At 41.6% G+C, this 24,904-nt stretch carries 14 protein-coding genes; 13 read left to right on the forward strand and 1 reads right to left on the reverse strand.

The features are described from left to right. Window positions 1–46: 46 nt before the first annotated feature. Window positions 47–3,091, reverse strand: a complete 3,045-nt coding sequence (locus tag LDO37_RS18990) for a M6 family metalloprotease domain-containing protein (protein WP_224055752.1) — start codon at window positions 3,089–3,091, stop codon at window positions 47–49. 417 nt (window positions 3,092–3,508) lie between these two features. Here LDO37_RS18990 and LDO37_RS18995 point away from each other — a divergent pair, with 417 nt between their 5' ends. The 13 genes from LDO37_RS18995 (at window position 3,509) to LDO37_RS19055 (ending at window position 24,522) form a co-directional block, all read left to right on the forward strand. Beyond that, window positions 3,509–3,883 (forward strand): hypothetical protein, encoded by a 375-nt coding sequence (locus LDO37_RS18995; protein WP_126609051.1) that lies wholly within the window; start codon window positions 3,509–3,511, stop codon window positions 3,881–3,883. A gap of 78 nt (window positions 3,884–3,961) precedes the next feature. Next, a complete protein-coding gene (locus LDO37_RS19000; protein WP_126609052.1) occupies window positions 3,962–10,921 on the forward strand; it encodes an RHS repeat-associated core domain-containing protein in 6,960 nt (2,319 codons plus the stop codon). Between the two features lie 11 nt (window positions 10,922–10,932). Continuing rightward, window positions 10,933–11,178, forward strand: coding sequence for a hypothetical protein (locus LDO37_RS19005; protein ID WP_126609053.1), 246 nt, complete (start codon window positions 10,933–10,935; stop codon window positions 11,176–11,178). An 838-nt stretch (window positions 11,179–12,016) separates the two neighbouring features. Beyond that, entirely contained in the window at window positions 12,017–12,400 is a 384-nt protein-coding gene (locus LDO37_RS19010) for a hypothetical protein (RefSeq protein ID WP_126606942.1), read from the forward strand. Between the two features lie 17 nt (window positions 12,401–12,417). Further along, entirely contained in the window at window positions 12,418–20,112 is a 7,695-nt protein-coding gene (locus tag LDO37_RS19015) for a polymorphic toxin-type HINT domain-containing protein (protein ID WP_224055753.1), read from the forward strand. Beyond that, a complete protein-coding gene (locus LDO37_RS19020) occupies window positions 20,105–20,971 on the forward strand; it encodes a hypothetical protein (protein ID WP_126606972.1) in 867 nt (288 codons plus the stop codon). Before LDO37_RS19015 ends, LDO37_RS19020 begins: the two co-directional genes overlap by 8 nt. Before the next feature lie 684 nt (window positions 20,972–21,655). After that, a complete protein-coding gene (locus LDO37_RS19025) occupies window positions 21,656–22,252 on the forward strand; it encodes a hypothetical protein (RefSeq protein WP_224055754.1) in 597 nt (198 codons plus the stop codon). 149 nt (window positions 22,253–22,401) lie between these two features. Then, a complete protein-coding gene (locus LDO37_RS19030) occupies window positions 22,402–22,740 on the forward strand; it encodes a hypothetical protein (protein ID WP_126609893.1) in 339 nt (112 codons plus the stop codon). A 15-nt stretch (window positions 22,741–22,755) separates the two neighbouring features. Beyond that, window positions 22,756–23,064: a hypothetical protein gene (locus tag LDO37_RS19035; protein WP_126609894.1), complete on the forward strand. Its 309-nt coding sequence runs from the start codon at window positions 22,756–22,758 to the stop codon at window positions 23,062–23,064. Between the two features lie 29 nt (window positions 23,065–23,093). Beyond that, on the forward strand, window positions 23,094–23,444 hold the full coding sequence (locus tag LDO37_RS19040; protein ID WP_126606560.1) for a hypothetical protein: 351 nt from the start codon (window positions 23,094–23,096) through the stop codon (window positions 23,442–23,444). A 16-nt stretch (window positions 23,445–23,460) separates the two neighbouring features. After that, entirely contained in the window at window positions 23,461–23,817 is a 357-nt protein-coding gene (locus LDO37_RS19045; protein ID WP_126606559.1) for a hypothetical protein, read from the forward strand. Between the two features lie 28 nt (window positions 23,818–23,845). Further along, window positions 23,846–24,190, forward strand: a complete 345-nt coding sequence (locus tag LDO37_RS19050) for a hypothetical protein (protein ID WP_126606558.1) — start codon at window positions 23,846–23,848, stop codon at window positions 24,188–24,190. Between the two features lie 2 nt (window positions 24,191–24,192). Continuing rightward, window positions 24,193–24,522 carry a hypothetical protein gene (locus tag LDO37_RS19055; protein WP_126606557.1) on the forward strand — a complete coding sequence of 110 codons (330 nt, stop codon included), beginning with the start codon at window positions 24,193–24,195 and terminating at the stop codon, window positions 24,520–24,522. Window positions 24,523–24,904 lie beyond the last annotated feature (382 nt).

The raw sequence follows: 24,904 nt of genomic DNA on the forward strand, positions 1-24,904 counted from the left end.
CTGAAATCAGGCTCCGTTAGGTATCAATCACGTACAAACGCGTCTGTTAATCTTTGCGACGTGTACGTACTGTTCTAGAGGCACCCATCACCAATAGAGCCAACATGCCAAATAAACTCACAGAACCACCAGATGACGAGGTGGATGGAGGAGTAGTCGTAATTGTAACTTTGGGTTGTACAGTCACAGTAATCTCACCCGTTGCGGACCCGCCTTTGCCATCAGACGCTTTATAGGTGAACGTTTCCACCCATTGCGCTGCGCCAGAAGTACCAGATGCCGTATACGTGATCTCATTACCTTGAATTGACGTACTGCCTCGTTTAGGAAGTGATGTAACCGTTAAGCTTAGCGTATCGCCATCGGCATCGGTGTCGTTATCAAGTGGTTTAATAACGACTTTATCGCCGAATGTAACGGTAACAGCATCGTCTTGAGTCACCGGAACTTTATTACTTGCTTGAATGTTAAAAGTAACCGTATCCGTCGATTGAGCCCCTGCTTCATCGGTAACGGTAAGCGTCACATCTAATCTTTTACTTTCACTTAAATGCGGTATACGAACTGTTAGTTGAGAAGAGTGTTCACCAAATAATAGATAATCTTCGGACGTACTCCAAAGGTATTTTAGATTTGATGTTTCAACGTCGGAACTTTCAGTACCAGATATTGTGATAGATTGACCTGCAGAGATGATAGCTGAACGAGCTGAAATAACCGCCGTAGGCACGTCATTTACCGGGTTTACTGTGACATCAACAGTGGCAATGTTTGACGTCAACCCTTCCGTTGTCTTCAATCGATAGGTAAATGAGTCGTTACCATGGAAGTTGGTGTTTGGTATGTAGTTAGCAACAGTTGATTGAGTATAAGCGTATCCGTGAGTCGGAGGTGTGACAATTTCAACCCCCTCTATTTGCTGAGAGAAATCAACAACGTCGTTTTCTCGCAAGTAGTAAGCCACCCCTGTATCCTCGTCTACAGAGAACGCATCGTTTGTCGCTGTGAGCACCGAGCTTGTGTCGGAGCGCAACAGTGCGCCAAAGCTAAACTGAAACATTGGGTTCATAGCGAAGAGTTGGTGATTATCTTTAAAGAGTGCGTCACTTGACCACCAAGACTCCACTTCGCTGTAATTAATATAGGTTTCGAAGAATTTCCGTTCGATTTCTACGAAACCGTCGGTGAGTTCCAATAGTAGTGTGCTTTTCCCAACGGGTAGTGAAACGCTGTTTTCTAGCATAATTCTATTGCTCTCAGGAATGTATCCTTGGGACAGAAGTTGACCTTCTTCTGGAGTAACTGAGAGAACATTGTCAGCAGGTTGGTAGGGGAATAACCAGAGTTTATATTGAGTGTCTTGAATACCCGTAGGTCGAGTATAGATATGCAGGCCATCCAAAACACTTAACGAGTCTCGTGGATTAATGGCAAAGGCTGCATAATTAACACCAGTATAAGAAAGCTGCAAGTAAGCGCGCTGGAAAGAGGTTGCCCAAGCGTATTTGTTTGGCTCGTCGACCATGCGCAAGTCAAAACTTGCTCTATTTGAATTGCTTGAGATGCTAGTAAACGCAATGTCAGAGTTTATCCCGACAAAACTGGATAGAGATGGAGTTGTGGTATCCGACAAGCTACGTTTGTTTTTGCTACCAGGGAAGACGTCACCGTTATCTGCTCTCGAGCCAACACCGAGTTCATCGAGCCCATCAGCCTGCAAAATCTGAACCTGCATTGGTCCAACTTTACGCGCTTCGTTATTGATATTAACTGATGTAACAAGCAAGCCTTCACCAGGAATACCCGCATCGTAATCTTGGGCTTGTCTGTTTTCTAGGTAGACGCGGCTGCCTTTTTCTTTTAGGTAAGGGTCAACGTAAATAACAGCGGAGTCGTTCGTTGTTTGTATTTCCTGCTGACCAGACGAGTTCAAAACTCTTGGTTCGACAAACCCTGCGGCTTTTTTCGTCCATGCCAACATGTTCGAAGGTGTTTGACCAGGATATTGGTCGCCAGGCTTCATCGCCCAAGAGCCGCCACTCATTACCCCCCAATACCCAATAGAGCCTTTATCTGGGTTGTTTTTATCTGGGTACAAATCAGGTAACGCAAGCATTAAGTGTCCAAGCTCATGAACAATCACCCCTAACGTCGACTGATGGTCACCTTGATAATCGGCAAACAAGCAATACGAATTGATTTGCACGTTATCCACTGTAATTGGGCTATGGTTCCACTTATGTGGCCAAATAGCTGGGTTTTCTGGTCCGCCAGTTCGGTCGTACCCTGCAAACACAAACATGACTGAAAGTTCGGAAGGGGTGATTTTTCCGTCTAGATCTTTGTCAAAATCCGCGAAATTGACCAGTGGATCGAGTTTACTGTAAATTTCTTCAAAGACGGGTGCAAACGCATCCCAACATTGATTGATACAACTTGGGTGATCTTGAGCAAGAGTAATATCGATCACACCATCATTCACAGTGCCATCTATCTCATTAGCTGGAACCACCTCGTAATTATCCGAAGAGTTTTTGCGAAAGTAATCTTTCACGCTTTGCTGCGTTGTTGAAAACACTAGATCGGTAAAGTCGTGAGTCATGGCGACATCAGCGAAAGAAACTTGAACCACAAGCAATGATTGTTCAACTATGCCGTTTGCAGCTTGGTTGCGCTGAACCTTTTGAGGTATTGATTCAGCATAATTTGATTGCATAGTGCTTAAGTTGCCGCTTTGAGGTACAGCTGCTTTTTGAGCTTTCACCTGCATTTTAAACGCGGTAGCGGGTTCGATGATGGATACGGTAGGTGGTGTTGCTGTAGAAGAGAATATTTCGCCCGCCGAGACAAGCTTATCACTTGTTTGATTGAGCTGAGCAAAGTGCCATTTACTGTCTTGCTGAATTAAAGCATGACCACCGGACGATTCATACCAGTGAAATTCTTTCGTCCCCTTCAACCTTACATCCATCGAGCTCCCATCAGGAAGGGTGATCTGATGAACTTGAGGAGAGGGCATTACCGTCGCGAAAGACGCAAATGAACACAGCCCCAGCAAGCTAGCAAGGGCACTACGTTTAAATATTCTCATATAAAATTCCATTTTAATCATATACCTAGCGATGCGTATTTTCGTATAAAAAGACATCGACAGTCGATTTGTGATTAAAGTGTCAGTTTTTGAGACTTCTTTTATAAAACCTAGCACTTAATGGATGTGTTAATATGTAACATTTTGATTTTTAATGTTAATTTGTGGTTTTCTTAAGTCCTCTTCGATACAAGATTACCCTTTCAATGTCAGCTCTTTTTAAGTTGATTTGGCGTTTAATAATGAAGTCACTCGCATTTATAAAATCATGTAGATGTCACTAACCCCCAAAATATATAAAGTTGCACAGTTTTGAATCCCTCTCAGGGTCGCGTTTGATTTTATGATTCTGATGCATCCCTTTAAATCGTATCTCATCTTAATAAACTGAAAGACACCACTTAGAACAATACTCTTATGAAAACAATAGTGACGCTTCTAGTATTCTTGATCAGTTTCGCTGGAGCTTATTTCTTTTATTTTCAGGGCGATTTCGATCCTATTAAGACACCTTTGGATATCGACTCAATAGAGGGAACTCCTCAAAAAGAAACTGAGGTAAAAGTATTGAGTGAGGATGCAAATTTCCCAACACCAGTTATCGAACTTCAACAAACACTTTCTCATGGTATCCAACACCTAGATGCACCCGAACTGCCTTTGGTTCATGAAGACTTAAAAGAGTTCGCCGAACAAAATATGACGCAAGATATCCCTATTCCAGAAGAACTGATAAAGCTGAATCAAGAGCTTGATCGACTTCAGGCTCTTGTGGGGGCTCCCCAAAACTAGAGCAAGTAATCTGACTGAATTTAGAGCTATTTGACACCCCATTAATCTATTCCCAATTCGTAACGGATAACGAACCCTATGAATGCGAAAACTTCTATTCTTTCCAGCTTCGATCAATTAATTGGCAAACGTTTGCTATCACTACCACTGGCATTAACTTTACTTACCGTCTTTACCACTTTGAGTTCAGTAGCACAGACTGCTGTTCCTGTTATTCGAGGTGATTTTAATGTTTCTGGTGGCCAGGCGACCTATTCATTGCCAATCGATGTTGTACCCGGAAGAAATGGGCATCAGCCATCACTCGCAATAAGCTACGCCAGTGATTCCCCAAATGGGTACCTCGGAATGGGCTGGAACATATCAGGGCTCTCTGCCATTACTCGATGTGGAAAAAACTTGCATAAGGATGGGCGTTGGGGGGGCGTTCGTTTAAATAACGACGATCGTTACTGTTTAGATGGTCAAAGGTTGGTCGCGATTGAAGGGCAAGATGGTGGGGATTCAACCGAATATCGCTTAGAAAATAACGGCTATTCAAAGATTGTGTCGTTTAAAAGCAATTACAACGGTCATGGACCTTCCCATTTTAAGGTTTGGAAAAAAGACGGCTCGGTATATGAGTATGGAATGGAAAATACGGCGCAAGTTAACTTGCCTGGGCAAACTCATATTTACAAATGGGCGTTGAACAAGATTACAGATCATACCAAGAACAACCATATCACATTCAAATACGATGAAAACACGGCAGCAGGGATTCATAAGATCGATGTCATATCATACGAGGGTGGCTCAATCAAGTTTGATTATGTGGGGAGAACAGATTCAACGTCGCAGTATCTGATGGGATCAAAACTGACAATATCACAGCGATTATCAAAAATCGTGGTAAATGACCAATCTGAGCAAGCCGTCAGGAATTATATATTAGCCTACAGCGAGTCCGGTGCTACAAACCGTAGTTTGCTCTCGTCAATCCAGATGTGCACGGGTAAGGGAACCGAGTGCTCTAGCCCAGTAAGTTTTGAATGGAACTCTCACGGTAATACCGCCGTAACACGTTCGAATACAAGCTTTATTTTTCCAAAGTTTGTGGATACCGATAGAGACGGATATTTAGATAAATACGGTATTAAAAGAGGTTGGGATCAGATCGGCACGGAATATTGCGAGTTCAATAAGCCTGATTTTGTAGGTTGGACAGTTGTTGATCCTTACGGTAATGAAACAACAAAGAGCACTGGGAACTACCAACTAATTTCTGACAATGGAACGTTCAAAATAGAGGCAGAACTTGGAGAAATTAGTGGTTCAGGTAGTATTTGTGGGGGGGGCAACAACCTTAAGAAAAAAGAATTTACAGCGACAGCAAAGAAGAGGGGACCTTGTGTAAGAGGTACCTATGTTAAGGATATAAACGGGAATACAGGTACCTACTGTCGCGGAAAATTTTCTGTTGATCGTAATGGTAATGGAATTCAAACAGTAGGTAACGGAAGCTTTGTAGACAGAACGGTTAATCCATATGTTTTGGACTTTGACGGAGACGGGAAAGATGATTACATCAGTTTCGATACAAGTAATCGGAAAAAATTATACCTATTCACCTCAGGGGCTAACTATTTAAAGCGTGAAAAAACACTAAGAAATTATATTGATCATTTTCGTTTTGCCGATATAAATAATGACGGGTACCTAGACTTCATATCATTAAATTACAACTCGTTTGATATATACCTATATACAGGGACAGGCCTAGAGCATTCATACAGTCGTAGATTCAACAGACATGGTGAAATAGATCCATACTTTTTGGATTGGAACGCAGATGGTTATCCAGATTTATATTTCAGAGGCAATATTTATCGCAATAATCGAGGGGTTATAGATTTAACTGAAAACGGAAAGATAAAGCGAGGCATATCAGATTTTCATTCTGCGGTAGATATCAATTCAGATGGTAAGATAGACATACTTACAGGGGCAAAAGAGGCTGAAAAAACTATACAAATCTCGACGCCTTACGCTCTTGATAAAGTTAAAACTATCACAGAAGACGGGTTAGTTTATACGGTTAATTACAAATCAGCTTCCGATCATAGCGTTCATATCCAGAGCCCTTATTCTCATTACCCAGTCTTGAACTCCACGCCTACTCGCTACCTTGTTTCTGGCGTTACTAAGAAACCAAAAGGCTACAATTCTACAACCTATGAATACCGATACGAAGGTGCCAAATCTCACAAGAGAGGGCTGGGTTTCTTGGGGTTTGACAAGGTTACAGTGACCGAATCAGGCGATGTTATTACTAAGACGACCTCAGAATTTATGGCAGGTCGAGAAGATGCCGCTAATTTTGACTTGAGACAATCGGGCAAGCCTTCAAAAGTACTGATACAGAAAAAGAAAGGGGCATCTGGCACTTTTCATACAGCTAAGGAAACAACCTACAGCTACAGTGCAAAAAGCAAAAACGGTATTAACGGCGTTAAATATCATGAGGTTTATGCCAGCAGTGTTGTTGTAAACCATCATGACAGCGACGGCACACAGTTAAAAACGACGACCACGACTACCAAAAAAGATGAGAATGGCTTTGGTAATGTAACTGAAAGAACCACCGTTGTAGAGGGACAGGTCACCAATTCAGGTTCCTTCACCACAAAAGATGTTTTTGATTATGTTTCAAACAGTACCACCATATCCGATAGCGATTTCTGGCAAATTGGAGCCATCAAAAAGTCCACCCAGAGCATTACAGACAATACCAGTGGTGACACCAAAACCACCGTTTCAAACTTTGAATACACCACAACGGGTCTGTTAAAGAGACAAACCATTACGCCAACGGCGTACCATGCTGGTGGTGTGTCAGGGCGTAAACTGGTGACCGATTATGGCTATGATGTATACGGAAACGTCACCTCTCAAAGCGTGTCGGGTTCCGATCTCGCTAGCCGCACCACCCTCACCACGTATGATGGAAGTGGCTTATACATCGATTATGCCACTAACGCCAAAGGTCATAGGACAGAGTATACATTTGATGGGGCAGGCAGGCTGAAAGATGAAACCGCGCCGAATGGCAGAAAGGTCTCTTACCAGTACGATAAATTTGGGCGCGTGATCAAAGAAACGCATGGCAACCCCAATAACTTCGTTACCTACAACTATCTCGGCGCTGCTGGGTGTGGGTTCACCGATACCGAGACTCTTCGCTGTGTGAAAACTACATCCAACCAAGGGGGAGAAAGTTGGGTGCAGCTGGACTTCGCAGGACGTGAAGTACGTAGTGGCGTTAAGAGCTTTGATGGCAGAATCTCTTATACAGATACTCAGTGGGACAGAGACGGCAGAAAGACCAGCGTTTCACGCCCATACTTCCAGTACGATACAGTGTTCCACGTTCAGTTCGAATACGACAGCTTAAACCGCGAAATACGCAAAGAAGAACCAAGCGCCACAGGTGGCGTTACGTTATGGAAAACCGAATACAGCGGATTTAGCACCACACTTACCGATGTTCGTGGCTTCGAGCACAAAACCACCACCAACGTATTGGGCCATATCGTTAAAAAAGAAGAAGCGATTGGTAAAGCGGATTACAGCTACCAAACTTACGCCTACTTTCCCGATGGCAAACTGAAAACATCCATAGACAGCAAAGGGAATTCAACCAAAATTGAGTACGACAACTTAGGGTATCGGTCTAAACTGGACGACCCAGACTTAGGTGTATGGGCGTACAAATACAACGCTGCGGGTGAGTTACTACAAAAGAAAGACGCGAATGGCGTCATTACCACCTATAGCTACGATGCGTTAGGGCGCAAGGTGCGCCAGAAAGACGGCAGCAGCGCCGCCTCAACATGGGTTTACGATGGGCGAGGTACAGCTTCACTGGGGGCGCTGACGTCCATATCAGGTCACGGCAGCAACAGCGAGTTTTACTATCATACGAATGGTTTGCTGGCAGAAAAAGCCACGTTTGTGGATGGCGATAAGTTCAGCACACTGTATACCTATGACGTGTTTGAACGACTGAGCCGTGAAGTTCGCCCAAATGGTCAGTACGATCCGGTTAATGACGCGCCTGTTCATTTACATGATGCCTTTGATGCAGACAAATATGTAGAACCCGAATACATGTATGATGATGAAGGTCATATTATTGGGTTAGCTCCACGAGACTATACGGTTACTCTAAGCCCTAAGCGGCTCGCAATAGATTATGTATACAACCGCAACGGTTACTTAGAAAAAATTCAAAGCCCTTATACCTATGCGGATGTTGCTTTTGCGAGCCCAAGTTACCGTGAGGAAATTCAAGAACTTATCTCAGAAGCACTCAAGCTATCTCGGAAATACAGTAACTTGGCGAATCGTTACTATCAGCAATCAGGTTTTTTTGGCAATAAACACCATGAGTATATGGCTTTACAGTCGTATCGGTCTGAATGGGACACGAACTCGGCTAAGTTACTGCTTTCTGATAATCAAAAGTGGTGTGATGAATATGGCAATTGTTACCTTCGACCAGTTAATAAAAAATGGGTAATACTGCATGGAGAAGTAATTATTCCGATCGAAGTGAAAGAGTATGGTGACTTCTATGAGTTACAGGCTCAACTTACCGGAGACAATCAAGGGCAACACTATTATGCGAATAGTTTTGTCAAAACCAATCTTACTGAAGACTCTATTACACAACTCGAACTGAGTTTAAAAGGTGATTACAACGACTTACGGGGAGACCTATTTGGTGGCGGGCAAGATCCTTATCATGAAAATGGTTTACGTATCGATGTTGAGTTAAAAGAGAACTTAGACTTTACAGCTCAAGAGCTAAGCCTGGCTGCTGAAATTTCTCAGGCAAGGTATTTCCACTATCACGAAATGGCAATTCGCTTATTACAGCTTGTCGAAAAGGTTACAGAATTAGGCGATATTTACCAGAATGTACAGACTGATTCCACACGCTATCTATCACACCTAGAGACGCTAAAAACCAATTCAGAATTAGCAGAGGCGAGTAAATCCGGTGCGTACCAAATTTACTGGCAACGCCGCGAAACCGATGCGTACGGTCATACGCTGTCGGAAACGTTAGGTAATGGGTTAGTTAATACCTACTACCACAGTGCATCCACGGGTAAACCCATGATTATGACTACCCATAAGCAGGGGGAAGTCTTCAGCCATCAATACAAAGACTTAACCGGTAAAAAGCACGGATTTGTTGGGCTAATAGATGCCACTCGTTGGTTAGAATATAAGTACGACGACCACAACAACGTGACCCAACGTTACGACCAATCGTTAGGCATTCGCGATTACTACACCTACGATGGGCTGGATCGCGTTAAAACCAACAACATCGTCTTCGATAACGGCAGCAACCACGCAAACGTCACTAAAAATAGTGCGTTCAGCTACGATTCCATTGGTAATATCCTAAGCAAAACAGGGGTATCGGGCACCTATGAATACAGCAACATTGGAGCAGGACCACACGCCGTAACCAAGGCAAATGGGCTAAAGTACCAATACGACGCTGTCGGCAACATGGTGAGCGCCAAACGCAGTAACAACAGCACCGAGCGCACACTAAGCTGGACGGCATTCAACAAGCCAAGTGAAATTACCCGTAACGGTAAAACCGTTTCGTTCAGCTACGATGCCAACCACAACCGTTATAAAAAGGTGTCTGGTTCTCAAACAACAATCTACATAGACAAAACTTACGAACGTGTAACAGATGTCGGCACAGATAAAGTTCAGCATCAGCACTTTGTGTACGCCGAAGGAAAATTGATTGCCTTAAACACTCAAACAGAAAATACCAATGGTGCGATAGTCGATAAACAAGTACGATTCTTGCACTACGATGCGCTAAATTCCGTGGACATGGTTACAGACTTATACGGTTACGTAGTCGACCGCCGCAGTTACGATGCCTTTGGTAAGCAGCGTGATGTGGTATGGCAGTTAGCTCAACGGGAAGATAAACACCGCTACGTCAATCAACTGGTGCTCACCAACCGAGGCTACACCGGGCACGAGGAAATCGAAGAAGTTGGGCTGATCCATATGAACGGGCGGGTCTACGACCAAACCCTAGGGCGGTTTGTGAGTGCGGATCCGATCATTCAGGCTCCGTATGTTACGAATAGCTTTAACCGTTATGCGTATGTGATGAATAATCCGTTGAAATATACCGATCCGACTGGTCATTATTGGGAAGATGAAAGTGGTCACGGTGCTACTGGCGAATGTTTGGTTGATGGAACGTCGTATGATGGAATAGATGGCGGTTCTTCACGCTGGGATACAGAAAGCCATAACAAAAGGAATCGTGATAGAGAGCCAAGCACATATCACAAACTTGAACCTGCAATGACACCTATTCAAAAAAGGATGGCGGCAGAATACCAAGCTTCAATCGACTATTTAGTTAATCCTACTTTGAGACAATCACATCATCAGTGGCGTATTGCAAAGCCTATAACTGAGATAAGTGTAGTATTTGTAGTTGAAAAAGGTAAGTTTGTACCAAGTAAGTATGACAAGGTTATTGATCAGTTTTTAGATTCTGGATCTACTAAAGTCATTGATGATAAAGTCTATGAGTTTGTTATTAGTCCCAAGAAAGATATAGTTCCTGATATTGAGGATATTACAAAGAGTGGAGATCAAATCCCTTGGGGATCTTGGAGCGACTATAAAAAAGTAAATGTAGATGGTCAAGATTACGCACAAGTCGGGAATAGACTTTATAGTGAGCACGCTGTAAACAGAATGCAACCAAGCAGAAGAAGGCACTCTTCAAGTGGAAAGACAGGAGGTTTGCCAGAAATATACCAAGCTGGAACACACGGAGATTTTGGTCGTGGGGTAGCTCCTAAGTTTGTTGAAGACGTTATTTCTTCAGCCAAACCTTTAGCACAGCAAAATGGCAACTTTTCTTATACATCAGGATCTCTGCAAGTTATTACAAACCCGCAAGGCGCTGTAGTGACAGTGATTACAAAATAAGAGGAATTAAATTGAAAGAGTTAACGAGAAAATTAGTTGAGTTGAAAGAACGTGCAGTTAAAGATAATTTACCTCTTGTAGATATTCAAAGAAAGCTTTCTACTTTATTACTATTAAGTGAAGATCTTGATAATAGTGAAAGAACAAGTAAAAAATTAGATAATGATTTAGAGATAGCTATTTATACTCTAAATCCATCAAATCAACTTGATGCCGCTATTGTTGTTCTAAATGAAGCAATAGAGCTTTCGAAGTAATGGTTGATTAAAAACTAAGGAAAAATAAAAAGCAATTAACAGAAATCAGATGGGCAGACACTTTTAGAAAAATCTTGAGGTGTCTTCTTACCGCTTACACTGAATTCTATTCGTATCTTCGAAACTCGGTCTTATATGTAGGGTGCTTGCCTAGAAAGAGGCAATTACCTCCTATATCTTTGATTTTTGGGTACGCGAACCCGCTAAAGTAGTTATTGGTTTAAGAGTTTTGTCTAGCTTGAAGGTAATATTAGCTATCCGGTAACCGAAAGCCAGATATTCACTTTCGGTTTAACTTCGTCATAACTTGTTTGATGGTAGCTTCGCAACCAACGACCGTACCTTTTTCCAGTTGAGTGCAAGCTTTTATCCAAGTCGCTTGGCCAATACCTAACTGGTTAATGATGGAACGAATACTTGAAAGAGTATCTTTTCTAGTGTTTTTTAAGTAACTGAATCTTCTATTTCCTTACCACTCCCTTTGTTAATCTTTCTTATGATTTAATTCTTATCTAATTTATTTTAATATCTTCATTTTCACCTATGTTATTATTGTATTTAACTTACATATTTACATTTATTTTAAAATAAAATAATTACTAATTAAATATTGTTGTTTCAATGTTTTTATTTCTGTTCTTTAAAATCTTAAACCCACCTTTAGAATCTCGAATATGAGATTTGTTGATAATGTTCACAATTGTAAATTTATGTAAATGCGTTAGGTGAACTTAGCGTGTAGCGTGATGTCGTTCCTTGGTTGGAAAGGGCGGTAGCGTGTTTGAAATATCCCTTCCTGTGGTCTTCTTCTGATTTTAAACAATAGTTAGGTAGAATAATGAACCTATTTGACAAAAATCGTCAAAAGGGCAGAGTATTTTGGCTTCTTGTATTGGTGGGCATTTCTATATTCGGTGTGGCGGTACTCTATGCCAGTAAGAATCCCTTGGTTGTCGACGTAAACTCCCCCCCTCCTACAGTAAAAAGTGAAAAGGAAAAAAATGATGCTGAGCTGATACTTAGCGACGATGTTTCTTTTCCCTCCCCAATACTCGAACTCCAACACTTAGTCGTGAATCATGAAGAAGAAATCAGCGACATACTCCCGTTGCTGAAAAGCGAATTTGAAGAATATGACACTCCCCCTCCAGAGAACATCACACGTCTAAAACAAAAAACTCTCGAACATAAAGCGCAACTCAAAACCGTCAGTGGTAATTAAATATGGGTATAAGAATAATGAATAAATGGAATTCTTTAACAATTACAGTTTATGTAGCTTTATTGTTTCTACCGCTTACTGCTTACGCAAATCAAACCAGCCCGGTATTAAGTGGTGATTTAAATGTCTCTCAAGGTCGTTTGAGTTATTCCATACCTATTTCAGTACCGGTTGGAAGAGCGGGTTTTCAGCCAACGGTTAGCTTAAATTATCGCGACTCGGGAGGCGACGGTAACCTTGGCATAGGCTGGAGCGTTAGCGGGGCGTCGTCTATTACACGTTGTGGAAAGAACCTTCGAATCGATGGTGTGAGAGGGCGCATTAATTTTGATGAGAATGATCGCTTTTGTTTAGACGGGCAGCGGCTTGTGGCTGTCGATGGCGAATATGGAAAAGATAAAACAGAATACAAACTACGAATCAACGGCTTCTCCAAAATAGTCTCATATGGCACCCAAGGCAGTGGACCTAGATATTTTAAAATTTGGTACAAAAATGGTGAGGTAAGAGAATACGGGAACACTGCGTCGTCGAAAGCAACCATTAATAATGGTGCCGATGTTTACAAATGGGCAGTCAATAAACGTACAGACAAAAGTCGTAACAATCATATTGAGTACGAGTACTTCACTGACAATCAGCACAGGATTAAAAATATCACCTACAAGGGCGGTTCGATTCAGTTTAATTATGAAACGCGACCGGATATTAAGTATCACTATTTTTATGGCGAATTGATTAAAAAGTCAGACAGGCTTCAATCTATCGAAACAAAAGTTCTTACCGACAACGTTAGCAATAAATATGAAATAACTTACGAAACTCATGGTGTGAGTGATCAAAGTTATGTTCAAGAGGTGAGGCACTGTGCATTCAACGAATTAGGGGTTGAAATCTGTGCCCAACCTGTCAGTTTTGATTGGGAAATATCGAACTTTCCTACCTACGGTTCTGTGACGGATTCCGGTTATATATCGCCACGTTTTTTTGACAGCGATAGGGATGGCGTGCAAGAAATTTACGGCGTTAAGCAAGTTAATGGACAGACAATGAATGTAAGTGGGTATGGTGCAACCCACTATAATGTAAATACTTTCACTCTTGGCGGTACAATGGATTCGCCCTCTATTGTTACTGGTACATGCTCAAACCATAGTGCCAGTTTTTACACTGATGCATCGACCGGAAATCTTGTGAATTACTGTGCAGGTTCAGGCACTAATAAAACGAAAGCTGTGGACTTAAATGGTGATGGATCTAAAGAATTGGTTACAGATGATTGGTCGTATGCTGACATAAACGGAGATGGTAAAGCCGACAAGTATAAATTTTCTTCCAGTACAAAAAGCTATGAAATCTCAGGTGGTCCCACGGGATCACTTGCCGGTACAAGTGGTTTGACCTTCTTAAGCATGAGAGACTTAAATGGTGATGGGTATTTGGATGCGGTCTTCAAAGAGCCAGCGGGCTCCTCTTACAACCTCGTTGTGTTTTTATTTAATGGTCAAAACTTCACCGCGGGATTACGTTCAGAGCATGAATCTTCACATTATTCCGATACTTCGAACTTACCTAAATTAGCAGCAGATAACTTATCCTTAACCAATATAAATAAAGACCGAAATATCGAGATAGTTAGCGGTAGGGATGTTTATTCGGTGTCAAGATTTATACCTGAATATAATAAATTCACCATTCAAAAAATAGGTACTGTAGATAATGGTTTGAGCTACATCCGAGACCTAAATGGCGACGGATGGGGTGATCAAGTCATTAAGCCATCCAGCGGGAATGTACAACTTAAGTACTCAGGTTTAAGCGAATCAAATAAGATTACAAGCATTATTGAGTATGAGAAAGAGTATCAAGTTGAATTTTCACGTAACACAAATTTGCGTATTGCTGAAAAGTTTGACTGGCCAGTTGTCGACTATCGACCCAGCCAATCCATCGTAACTGCTGTTGTTACAAAGAGAAAAGGTTACCCAAACGCAGACATTTCTGAAAACTACACCTACGAAAATCCACTACGTCACATGAGTGGTCACGGATTTTTAGGGTTTGAAAAAATCACTCGCAGTCGTGGAATTGGTGATAATCGCACTGAAGTAGTTACCAGTTATTATCAAGAAGACCCTCCATCACTCTTGTTATCTCGGAAGCCAAAGAACGTTCAGGTGTTTAAACTGGAGCCCTATGAAACTAATCGACTTAAGCGTAAAGTGAGCGAAACCACATACACTTACGAATCTACCACCTCTCTCTCCGCCGATTCAGTGTCGTACAGTCGAGTATTTGTAAAAGAATCGAATAAAAAAGAGTATTCGATACAAAAAGACCTATCACAAGTCATTGCTAAAAACCCTGTAATTGCCAGACCCAATCCATTTTTTAGGTATGAAGCGCTTTACTACTATTTTCCAGAAGATAGAGAAAAATCTTCGAAAACCACTACATTTTCTTACGATAACTTTGGTCGAATCCAAAATAAAACCGAAACACTTACTAGCTCCAATTTCCCTGACCAATCAATCGTTACAACACTAAGCAATACTTATCTATCGTCTGGGTATTATAAAAATGTCGTGAGTTATCAAAGCTCAGAGTCGCTTGCCAGTTCAAACCCGCAACTGGATACCAAGCTTAAAAGTTATCCAAATGGCTTTAGCGCCAAGTGTGCCGCAAACGGTGATGTGTATTTCAAACCAAACTCAAAATTTGTGCTTATCCATAGTGACATTGATATCCCACTGATAATTGAACAATACGATGATTACTATAAATACACCAAGAATGATGCCACTAACAGCACTGATGGGTTAGTCAGAGTTTTAGGTGCCATTAGTGAAATATCATCTTCCGATTATGCTCAAGCTTCTGCGACTTCATGTGCTTCATTGCAATACACGGACTTTAATGAAAATGGTCAGTTTGCATTAGTAACTGAAACCACCACCCGTTCACGCTACCAAACAGAAGTAGGCGAGAATTACTGGAAAATCGGTGCGCCAAAAACCTCCATAAGCCAAACTACAAAAGTCAATGGTGAAAAAGCGACATCGTCTGAAACGTTCTCCTATAACTCAAAAGGATACTTAACGTCTTCTGTATCAACCCCAAGTTTTGACGGAGCCGTAGGTGAAGCGAAAACCTTTACGCAGCGTTATGGTTACGACTCCTATGGAAACGTCATTTCTGAAACGGAGGAAGGCACTGGCGTTAGCGCGCGAACCACTAAAACTGTTTACGACAGTAATGGCTTGTTTCCCAATTACACACTTAATGCCAAAAATCATAAAACGGATTTTACCTATGGTCCATTAGGACGGGTAACTGAGGTAAGTAACCACTCAGGAAGCCGTAGAACTAGGTATGGCTACGATGGCTTTGGTCGAGTTGTTTATGAACAATCCCCAGGTTTGAACAACACAGCTACCACTCAGTATGTGTTTGCTCCAAATAGCTTGTGCGGATCAAGCCCAAGAAGTGAAACCGTCAGTTGCTCAATACGCACGTCAAGGGCGGGGGAATATCAAGTCAGCCAATTCGACTATGCAGGGCGAACACTCAGAGCTAGCCACAAATCCTTTGACGGTCGAATGGTGCACGTCGATTCATTCTGGGACAACCTAGGAAGAAAAATTGCAGGTACCAAACCTTACTTCGAAGGGCAAACCAATCCGCCACAAGTAACCTTTAAATACGACGTATTGGATCGTGGGATTCAGCGAAGTGAGCCTGATGCAAATGGAAACCGCGCACTCTTTAAAACCGAATATCACCCGTATTCAGTAGTCACAACCGATGCCAAGAACATTGAAAGAACCACCAAGTATGGCTTAGATGGCGGAATCGTTGAAAAAAATGAGCCACTCAATGCCACTCAAATTTACCAGTATTACGCGAACGGTAAATTGAAATCGACGTCTGCGATCTCTGCCGGTAAGGCGCCAATCACAACAGAGTTGCACTACGATAACTTGGGGTACAAACAAAAAATGTCCGATCCAGATATGGGCACTTGGACATACAACTACAACGCATTGGGTGAATTGACTTATCAAAAAGACGCCAATGCCATCGTCACTCAATACCAGTACGATGCTTTAGGGCGAAAAGTCAAAGAATGGTCGACCACTGGCAACCAAGTACAAACGTCCTCTTGGTCTTACGACGCTCGAGTGAAGGGGCAAATCGACTACTTTGAAAACGAAGGGAGCCGAACAGAGTTTTACTACAGCAGCAGTGAATTGCTGGCAGAAAAGGTTCAAATTGTCGATGGTGAGCAGTTCTTCACCCGTTACCAATACGATCAATTTGAACGGTTAATGGGCGAAACTCGCCCCAACGGTGAGGTGGCTACCACCATACTGCCATCGGAAGAAACGCTGAAATTAGAATACGTGTATAACGAGCTAGGGTATTTGGCTGCAGTAAGAAGCCCTAAAACCAACGCGGATGATGTTTTTACCAGCGAGAAATTCCTAACTGATGTCAAGAAGTTACTTGATCTTGCCATTGCGCAGGCTGATAAGTATCTGAGTAAAGCAGAACGGTACGCCAATCAAACCCGCTTTTATGAAACTAAAGCGCAGGAATATAGAGCCAAAACCATCAATGTACATAGCCTAGACACTGAATCATTGCGGTTAGTTGGCAATAATAAACGTTTTAAGCAATGGTGTGATTCCAACGGAGTGTGTTATCTGATTCCAGCAACGTGGGTGATATTACACGATGATGTCGCAATCCCGCTTGATGTGAAACTAGATGGTTTGTTCCGCTTAAACTCAGAACATGTGAATTCAATTCCGGGAGAGCGCCAGTACAACGCGCAACTGCTTGCGGTTTCAGGTATCGATGTAAACTCGGCTGAGTTTACTCAGCAGCATGACTTTGTTCTAAAAGATATGAATGGTGACGGCATTGATGAACTCATTAGTCGAGACAGTATCTATCTGAAAGCAGACTCCACCACGCAAGCCGAGTTGTACTATACAGCAGACGATTTGCAATACGCGGCCGATACTGCCAATACCCAATACAAACATTACACGAAGTTGGCAGACAGATTGTTAAACCTAGTGGATAAGGTCGCCGAGCTTAGTGGTGTGTATTGCCTGCGTGCCAATGATCTTGCAGGCGGTCTAAATGATCGTACCTCTGGTACTCGATCTTCATGTGGAAATAAGGGCGGAGTGAGCCAAGCGGATCATTTAAACACCATCCTAACCAATGCTGAATTGGCGGCAACAGGGAGTGATTCTGCTTACGTGTACTACTGGCAACGTCGTGATACTGATGCCTACGATCACACTCTTTCAGAAACACTGGGTAACGGGTTAGTGAACACCTACCTTCACGATGCCAATACCGGTAGATCCAAATGGATAGCGACGCATAAAGGGTTCGATGTGTACGACGATTCAGCCTATGGCGGTACGAGAAGTGTCGGTCGTAATATCAGGCAGTTGGAATACCATTACGACAAGCACAACAATGTTACCTATAGGCGTGACAGTGAGCTAGGGATCACCGATCGCTACAGCTACGACGAGTTGGACAGAGTCATCAGCAACAGGATTGCCCTCGATTCGCCAATAAGACACATCGCAGGAAACCCCGATCTACAACCTTTGTATGAGTACCGCTACGATTCAACGGGCAATTTAATCACCAAATCAGATAGTGGTTCGGGTAAATATCAATATAACTCGTCGAAAGCGCATGCTGTGACGGAGGCGAATGGGCTTCTTTTTGAATATGACGCCGTCGGCAATATGGTGAATGCAAGGCAAGCAAAAGAAACATCGCCAAATGTTTTCGAAAGGAAAATTGATTGGAACGCGTTTAATAAGCTCACATCCATTACACGTAATGGCGCAACGGTTCAATTTAGGTACGACGCCAACCATAGTCGATTCTTAAAAGTATCGGGTACCCAAACCACCGTTTACGTAGATAAAAGCTATGAAAGGGTGACCGACAGTGCAGATAACTCTGTTCAGTTTAACCACTTCATTTACGCCGACGGCAAGTTGGTGGCGCTCAATACTCAAAAGGTAGACGGGGAAGGCAAGCTTAAAGAAAAGGATACTCGATACCTACACTACGACGCGCTGAATTCAGTGGATATGATCACCGATGGCTACGGAAGAGTGGTGGAACGCCGAAGCTACAGCGTCTGGGGTAAACAAAGATCGGTAATTTGGCGTGAAGATTCTATAGTTCAGCTCCCAATTACCAACCGTGGTTACACAGGGCATGAAGAAATCACGGAGATAGGTCTTGTTCATATGAATGGACGGGTTTACGACGAATCTTTAGGGCGTTTTTTAAGTGCAGATCCGTATATCCAAGCACCTTTCCTAACCAATAGCTTTAATCGCTATAGTTATGTGAACAATAATCCTTTGAAATACCAAGATCCAACGGGTTATTGGTGGTGGGATGACGATGACGATGACGATGATAATAGTGACAATAATGTTGAACAAACTGACAGCGTGTTTGTAGACGAAACTATTGTAGAGCACGATGTGATTAACGATACAACCCACACGGTAACAATACCAGTGTGGAACGATAGTGATGATAGCAATCATTCGAATACTTGGGTTCAAGACAACGACAACGACAACGACAACGATACGTCACCGACACCGACACCGACACCGACACCGACACCGACACCGACACCGACACCACCAGTGGATCCGGATTTGAATTTGGAGCCGAAAAAGTCATCGGGATGGTTTAGCGATCTAGAAAGCATATTGGATACGGTTAATGAATCGTTGGATTATGCTGGTCAAATTCCAGGGCTGGGAATCGTTGCGGATTTGGCAAATGCAGGGATATACGCGGCTCGAGGGCAATACGGTAATGCCGCCATATCTGCTGCTGGGGCAATTCCCGGAGTAGGTAATGCTGCGACGGGGGCTCGTATAGCAAATCGAATTGCCAAACGAGTGGCAGGAGCCTGTTCTTTTGTCGCAGGTACGGTGATTGCGACTTCGGTAGGCGCAACGCCAATAGAGGATATTAAAGTTGGCGACAATGTAACCGCACGGCCAGATACCGCAGAGCAAGTGGTTGATGAAAAATCAGTTAATGCGGTGTTCCAAGAAGATCATCCATTTGTTCTAACACTAGAAGTCAGCGGACCAGATGGCAGTGAAGTGATTACCACTACGCCTGAACATCCATTCTATGTGGATGGAAAAGGCTGGGTTGATGCTGCTGCACTTCAACCGGGTTACGCATTGACTACAATTAACGGCGAGCCTGTAATACTTGAAGATATTCAAGTCGATAATACCCCTACCGTTGCCTACAATTTCGAGGTAGACGATTATCACACTTATGCCGTTGGTGAAAATCAGGTATGGGTGCATAATGTTTGTGATATTACGAAGGGCGCAGGGGCGGTAAAACAAGGCATTTATGAATTTACGGATACAGCAGGAAAAAAATATGTTGGTCAGTCAGTTAATATACCCAGCCGCCTTAAACAGCATGAAAAAGCAGGTAAGCTGGCTCCAAACCAAAGCGCTAAAACCACAGAAGTTTTGGGTGGAAAAACTGCTAGAGAGATAGCTGAGCACAAGCGTATTCAAGAAATAACCCGTAATGAACCTGCTCGTTTCTCTGACAAAGTATCAAACAAAGTCGACCCTATCGGCCCAAACAGGAGACATTTGCTTGACTAGTAATAACCAGTATTTTATCGATGAAGCTGAAAATGGAATGGGGCGCTGTCTTGTGTTGACAGCCCCTTGGTCTGATAATTTTGAATCGATAATAGATAAAGAAAATATTTCAGTTCTGCGTTTAAGCCAATCCGCAGGCTGGAATGGCGATGATATTTCGTTCATTAAGGGATTACCTGATCTACGTGGTATCGAAATTTATTCTTGGGGAGTTAAGGATATAACTCCTTTAGAAGCTCTCAATAACCTAGAACATTTAGGACTACAGTGCGAGTTCACTAAGGCTCCTGATTTTTCAAAGTTCAATAAATTGAAAATATGCAAATTGCTGTGGAGGCCTAAAGCAAAAACAGTTTTTGCTTGTGATAGTTTGAGTTTGCTTAATATTGTTAACTATCCGTCAGAGGATTTGAAGGATATTCAAAAAATGTCTGGGTTAAGACGTTTACAACTAACCTCAAGAAAACTTGTATCTTTATCAGGAATCGAGAGTCTTAGTTCACTATCAATTCTGGATTTGTCTGAATGCTCTAAGTTGGAAAGTCTTTCTGGTGTAGATATGTGTCAACAGGTAGAGGTAGTGGAAATTGAAAGCTGCAAAAAAGTGTATGACGTAGCTTTGCTTGGTGAGCTTAAAAAGCTTAAAGATATTGTATTGACTGATTGTGGAGAAGTTAAGTCTTTGAGGTCACTTGCGAAGTGCCAGTTACTAGAGAGTATCACTTTTGTAGGAGATACTAGCGTTGAGGATGGAGAGCTGACTTCGTTATTGGATATTCCCACATTAAAGAAAATGTGGTTCGCTGATAAACGCCACTACTCCCACAAGCGAGAACAGGTGGTTGAGATACTATCTTGATTTGTAAACTAAGTGGAAATAGAAATAAGAGTAAAAGAGGTAATTAAGTGGGACAGACACTTTTAGAAAAGTCTTGAAGTGTCTTCTAATAATAAGTGGGACAGGCACTTTAGAAAAATCTTGAGGTGCCTTCTTACCGCTTGTAGCAAGCTTTGTTCATACAGTTGAAATCAGGTTCAATATGTAGGGGGATTTACCTAGAAAGTGGTTAATATCTCCTATCTCTTTTATTTTTTGGTATGTGAACACACCAAAGTGGGAATTGGTTTAATAGTTTGAGGTATGTGGTTTGGCTTGAAGGGAACTTTAGCTATCACGTAGCCGAAAACCGGATATTCGCTTTCTTTTTAGTATTATCGCTGATTGTATAATACTGTTTTTGCTCGATCAGGTTTCTTCTTTCAATCTTGAAAAAATAAAATATTTACTAGCTTATTTCCATATTTTAAAATATATATAACTTGTTGCTATCAGTACTTGAAGCTACTATAGGAAATGAAAATAAATCACATAAGAGAGATAAAGTTGATATTAGTGTTAAAATTAATAACGGACGATTTATAGAATTGACTGCTTATAGAAGTACAAATCGTGGAAATTATTGGTATTTATACGATTTTAAAGACATTTATAATGAGTTATAATATTAATACTATTTTAAATATTTAATTTGTTTGGGTTTTAATGAAAGGTTTTAATTATTTTTTTATAGAGTACGTATCCGGTTCTATAACTCTAATATCCTTTTTGTTGTTATTTTTATTTTTAGTAGCATTTGTTTTAAGTGTTCTATTTGATAGAGGGAGAAAAGGTAAAAGTGTTCCGTATACCCCTAGTTTTAATTCAGTAATATTATCCTATCTTTCTGTGTTTTTAGTGTTTTCATTATTTGCATCTCTAGACTATCTCCATTATAAATCTGTTCAAAGTGTATTCATGGGAAAAATTAACAGAAATAATGACTATGAAATCAGGGCAATTCGATACAATACCGACGTAGATCCTGCCTATTTATTAGATATGTTTAAAGGCATGAAAAGCGAGTACGGAAACTTTAGAGAAGTACAAAGAAATAGAAGTCTTAAGTTGTTTGTTAGAAATAAAAAAACGGGAAATTGGATTCGAGTTATTCTGTATTACCGTGGTAATAGGAAAAATGTATGGTACGTGTATTCGCTAAATGGTTCTAATGAATACAAAAACGGAATGAGCAACTATGGCAATGTAGCATATATTGGAAAAATACATGACAAAGAAAATAAGCTGAATGGTCACAAGTAACGATTCTGTTGATACTCCTTTCAATTACTTTTTGCATCCTTAAATCGTCTATTCGCTCTCGATTTTTAATCAAACTTTTAAAGGTGAATTGATGGTTACTCGCTAATTTATTAGCATCTCCGTGATTGTTTCTATCGTAAGGCTTTATAATGATTAAAAAAAATTTGTTAGCGGTGTCTTTAGCCGTTAGTTTTAATGCGTTTGGTGTGAACTCAAGTTCTAACGGTGGTTGGATAAGTTTAGGTGTGCCTTCATACGTGCATATTGGCAGTGATGGCCGGTTTTTTTTAAATGGTTCCAACCAAGGAACGTGCTCTGGCACTAAACCGACTTATTTCCGTATGGACATGAATAAGCCTCATTTCAACAAAATGTATTCTTGGCTTCTAACAATGAGCACTCAAGGTAAATCAATAGATTGTGTAATCGACTCAGGTTGTGGGACCAATGAAGTCTGGGTGTCGTATTGCCGTGGACCACTGAAGTAAAAAGAGAAACTAAATATGAAAGTAAAAACATTGTTTACTGCAGCACTTGCTACCTTCTCTGTATTTACACAAGCAGAACAAATACTGGGGTCTAAAACCGTTTTGCGAACCTTCTCGGAAGGCTCTGCTAAAGCGGGTTTTTATACTAAAGAAGGGCTGCAAGAATGTAAGTGGGGCATTATGTATATAGATTTGTCGACTGAAGCTGGAAAGGCGATGTTCTCTCAAGTACTTACGGCAAAAACAGCGGGTTTTAAAATCGTACGTATCGATTATTCAAAGACAGGCGCACTCTGCACAGCCAATGGATTACACATTCAATAACAGGGCATATTTAATTTCAAGGAAGAAAAATGAAAGTAATAAAGTTTATTTTGTTAAGCGTGATCGTATTGATCCCAAGTTTGAGTTTTGCAGCCGGCGTAACTTCTGATAAAGGGCAAGTCAAGCTGATTAACGTTCAGAGAGAGGGCAACTTTGTACGTGTGGACTTCTCGCAACCTATTAAAAATCCAGGGAATTGTGAAGGAGCGAGCTTTTACATCGCAGAACTTAGTGATTCATCAGGAAGTAACCGTTTCTATTCAGCGCTTCTCACAGCATATACCTCAAAATCGACAGTGAGCTTCTGGGTTTCAGGATGTACCAAGCAAAAATATTGGGGACAGACTCGCCCTGCAATTTTTGACATCTACATGTATTAGTGAACGGTTAGATCTAATGATAAAGAACATCACTCTATTTTCTCTGTCTTCGCTTTTATTGTCGTTTCCATCATACGGTAAATGGTTAAGCACCAGCGGCACAATAACATCGTTAACAACGTATGGTCATACCAACACAGTGCTCGTGAGCTTAACGGATCAAAGGGCACATATTACAGAGTGCTCCAACAAAACCACTTTTGCTATTAGCAGCTCTTTAGATCCAGAGGCGCGTTCGAGAATGTATTCCATGCTTCTAGCTGCAAGAGCGTCGGGGAAGGCGGTCACCATTTCTTATAGCGATGTTGGCGGTTGTGAGCCGTGGGATAGCAATATCAATGTTTACCGTAGAATCACCCGCCTCATTCACTAATTTTTTAAACTCAGTTGGTAAAACATAAATGAAAAAATACATAATTTTGCTCGTGCTTTTAATGGTATCTGCGTCCTCTTATGCGAAATACACCGCCAATTTTCGCGGCGTCATCACAGATGTTCTAACATACCCAGGAAGTACACTAATATTGATTAAAGTGACGAATATGCCTAAGAGCCATCCAAAATGCACAATGCTGGATTATATGGCGATTGATCCGGCTATTTCGTCTGAATCTCGTCAGCTGGTTATGTCTCGGATTCTCACGGCATACACCACCAAAGAAACCGTCACTATTGGGTTCGACAAAGAAAGTCATTCAGACTCATGTACTGGTGGCGACCGCATGCGCGTACATAGGGTGGGATAAGAATGAAAACGTTAATTGCAGCTTTATTATTCTCGCTTCTGTCTTTTCAAACATTTGCTGGGTGCAGTGGGCACAGCTGTACAGGTGTTAAAGTTAGCCGTCTTTACGTCAATGTAGATGGTAATGCGGTGGTGAGTACATCTGGAAACGAAGCAAATCTAACCTGTGAAGCGGGAAAAAACGGGTATATCCATCTAGATCCAGCAAGTAAGAACTACGAAGCAGTGTATTCATTATTGCTTACTGCCCATATTCAAGCACACCCCATTTGGATTCGAACAAATTCGGATTCTAGTATGTGTAAAGTGGTTTATGTGGTTTCGGATAAATAGTAATTACAGTAACAATTCACACTAGAGGTTAAACATGTTATCGAACACATTAAAAGTAGTCACACTTATAGCTCTGCTTGTTTGTACGTTCTCTGCTTCAGCCAATACTGAAAAATATGTACCTACTCAAATTAGCGTTGAGTTAGGGAATGTATATATTTGGAATGCGAGTTATATCAATACGAAAGGTTGTGATTTGTCTGGAGTTGTTAAGCTTAATAGAGACGCTTTAGGATTTCAGGAAATGTACAGCATGGTACTCACCGCTTATACCGCTAAGAAACCCATTGGATTTTGGATCAGAAGTTGTGAGTCCAGTCCTTGGGGGAAAACAATCCCAACCGCCTATATGAGTTACATGTAGGCACTCCATAAAAAACAA

The sequence above is a fragment of the Vibrio penaeicida genome (assembly GCF_019977755.1).
GTDB lineage: Bacteria > Pseudomonadota > Gammaproteobacteria > Enterobacterales > Vibrionaceae > Vibrio > Vibrio penaeicida.

What these genes read in the sequence shown, in the direction of transcription:
- LDO37_RS18990 (WP_224055752.1), bottom strand. Translation starts at nt 3,091, where the DNA reads ATGAGAATATTTAAACGTAGTGCCCTTGCTAGCTTGCTGGGGCTGTGT.
- LDO37_RS18995 (WP_126609051.1), top strand. Translation starts at nt 3,509, where the DNA reads ATGAAAACAATAGTGACGCTTCTAGTATTCTTGATCAGTTTCGCTGGA.
- LDO37_RS19000 (WP_126609052.1), top strand. Translation starts at nt 3,962, where the DNA reads ATGAATGCGAAAACTTCTATTCTTTCCAGCTTCGATCAATTAATTGGC.
- LDO37_RS19010 (WP_126606942.1), top strand. Translation starts at nt 12,017, where the DNA reads ATGAACCTATTTGACAAAAATCGTCAAAAGGGCAGAGTATTTTGGCTT.
- LDO37_RS19015 (WP_224055753.1), top strand. Translation starts at nt 12,418, where the DNA reads ATGAATAAATGGAATTCTTTAACAATTACAGTTTATGTAGCTTTATTG.
- LDO37_RS19025 (WP_224055754.1), top strand. Translation starts at nt 21,656, where the DNA reads ATGAAAGGTTTTAATTATTTTTTTATAGAGTACGTATCCGGTTCTATA.
- LDO37_RS19030 (WP_126609893.1), top strand. Translation starts at nt 22,402, where the DNA reads ATGATTAAAAAAAATTTGTTAGCGGTGTCTTTAGCCGTTAGTTTTAAT.
- LDO37_RS19035 (WP_126609894.1), top strand. Translation starts at nt 22,756, where the DNA reads ATGAAAGTAAAAACATTGTTTACTGCAGCACTTGCTACCTTCTCTGTA.
- LDO37_RS19040 (WP_126606560.1), top strand. Translation starts at nt 23,094, where the DNA reads ATGAAAGTAATAAAGTTTATTTTGTTAAGCGTGATCGTATTGATCCCA.
- LDO37_RS19045 (WP_126606559.1), top strand. Translation starts at nt 23,461, where the DNA reads ATGATAAAGAACATCACTCTATTTTCTCTGTCTTCGCTTTTATTGTCG.
- LDO37_RS19050 (WP_126606558.1), top strand. Translation starts at nt 23,846, where the DNA reads ATGAAAAAATACATAATTTTGCTCGTGCTTTTAATGGTATCTGCGTCC.
- LDO37_RS19055 (WP_126606557.1), top strand. Translation starts at nt 24,193, where the DNA reads ATGAAAACGTTAATTGCAGCTTTATTATTCTCGCTTCTGTCTTTTCAA.